The organism is Pseudomonadota bacterium (assembly GCA_010028905.1).
In the GTDB taxonomy this organism is placed as follows: domain Bacteria; phylum Vulcanimicrobiota; class Xenobia; order RGZZ01; family RGZZ01; genus RGZZ01.
On sequence record RGZZ01000684.1, the window covers coordinates 1 to 2,010 of the forward strand.

2 protein-coding genes are annotated in these 2,010 nt (G+C 66.9%); both read left to right on the forward strand.

Going from position 1 to position 2,010, the window contains the following annotated elements:
• The coding region (locus EB084_24325; GenBank protein NDD31390.1) for a hypothetical protein at positions 1–882 on the forward strand (882 nt) is incomplete at its 5' end.
• Positions 879–2,010 (forward strand): hypothetical protein (locus EB084_24330; GenBank protein ID NDD31391.1); only part of this gene is annotated, 1,132 nt, incomplete at its 3' end. The genes EB084_24325 and EB084_24330, both read left to right, overlap by 4 nt.

Consider the following 2,010-nt stretch of genomic DNA (forward strand, 5'->3'; position numbering starts at 1 on the left):
ACCAAACAGACCCTGGCGCTTACCCCGACCGAGACAACCCGACAGCTTGCGCTCATTCATTGGCTCATCGAGGCCGGTCGGCACACCCAGGCCATCAACGGCATGCGGGCCTGGGTGGTGAACCACGTTCTGCAGCGGCTCCCTTGGAACATTCCCCGCTGGCTCTCCCGCCACGAGCGGGCGCCCATCGAGCACCACCTCGACAGCGTCGCCTACCGCGCGCGCAACGGGTACGAGGAACCTGAAGAGCACGCCATCGCCGCCATCTGGAAACGGCTTCGCGCTCTGGAGGGTTCGTTGCGAGACGGCGGTCTCACACCAGACGCGATCACCCTCTCGCGTGGCGATATCATCGATCTCTACAACGCCTGCGTGGCCCTGAACGACAGCGAAGACATAGAGCCCACCTACAGGCCCCCTGAGGGGCGCCTTGTCATCACCCCGCTGGGCCTGGCCCCAGGGGTTCTGTACGCGGTGGCCCGTCTGCTCACTCCAAGCCACACCCTCATCGTCACCTCGGCACGGGGCCGCGAGCGCGAGGTCGAGGCTCTCACGCGGGCAGGGTTCCCCGATCTGCGCCGCACGGTGCGAGTGCTCGACGACCCCTTTCACTGCTTCGACCTGGCCCCGAAGCTCGCCACCGAGCGCGCCATACGCGACCTCATGCTGCGCCACGACGAGGTGGTGGTGAACATCACCGGCGGCACCACCGCCATGCAGCACGTCATCGAACGTCTGGGCCGAGAGTCACGCGCGCTTGGCAAGCGCACCGCCACCGTCGCCCTCATCGATCGACGCGACCCCGCCGAGCAGCTGGCCCAGCCCTACGTCGAGGGCGAGCTGGTCTGGCTCGACGAGACAGAGAGTGAGAAGAACGCATGATTGCCGAGCAGCTTGACCGCATCACAGCACAGATCGATACCGGCGACTACGATACCGCCATCAGCGCGCTCGAGACGCTCGACGAGGCCGACATCAACGACGCTCGCCTCCACCTGCGCGTGGCCGACCTGGCGCAGGCCGCCGGAGCAGGGACCCGCCTGCTCACGGCACTCAGCCTGGCCCACCGCGACGCGCCCGATGACCTCACCGTCATTCGTCGTCTGGCGCAAGCGCACGAAGACGCGGGAGCCAGCGACAAGGCGGTGCGCATGTGGCGGCTGCTCACCGAGCGCGCGCCGACTGACGTGGCTGCGTGGGACGCCCTGGGCACCCTTCTGGCCGACATGGGGCGTCTCGAGGAATCGCGCACGGTGTTCGATCAGGCGTTGCAGAGCACCGGCGACAAGCGATTCCGCGCCCTGGCAAAAGAGAACCGGCGCGACGCCCCGGTTGACGACCTCCCTGTGCCCAGCGAGGCCATGCTCGTTCGCTTCGTGTCGCTCTTCGACGGTCGCGAGGGCGTGTACGCCCGACAGTGGGCCAGCGAGCAGGGGGCCACGGGCTACACCCCGATTCGAGAGCCCTTCACGGTGAACGTGGCCAAGAACCACCTGCTGGGCAACCACACGGTGGGCATCTACCCGCTGCGACTCGACAACACCGTGAACTTCGGCGCCATCGACTTCGACCTGCCCAAATCGTTCATCGAGCGCTCGGCGCCAGGCCGTCCGGAATGGCTGCAGGCCATGGGGCAGATGCTGGAGTTCGCCGAACGTCTGCGTCGGATCGCCCATGAGCGGGGTCTCTTCGTGCACCTCGAAGACAGCGGCTGGAAGGGACTGCACGCCTGGGTGTTCGCGGCCGCTCCTCTCCCCGCCGTGGTGATGCGCAAGCTGCTCGACACCCTGCTGGGCATCACAGGTCCCCTTCCCCTCGGCATCCGCACTGAGGTGTTTCCCAAGCAGAACGTGCTGCCCCTCGACAAGCTGGGAAACCTCATCAAGCTGCCCATGGGGCTGCACCGTCGCACGGGGCGAAGAGCCGCCTGGATCGATGAGTTCGGGGTGCACGTCGATGACCAGGTGGGTTACCTGCTCGAGGCGCGACGGGTCGAGCACGACGTCATCT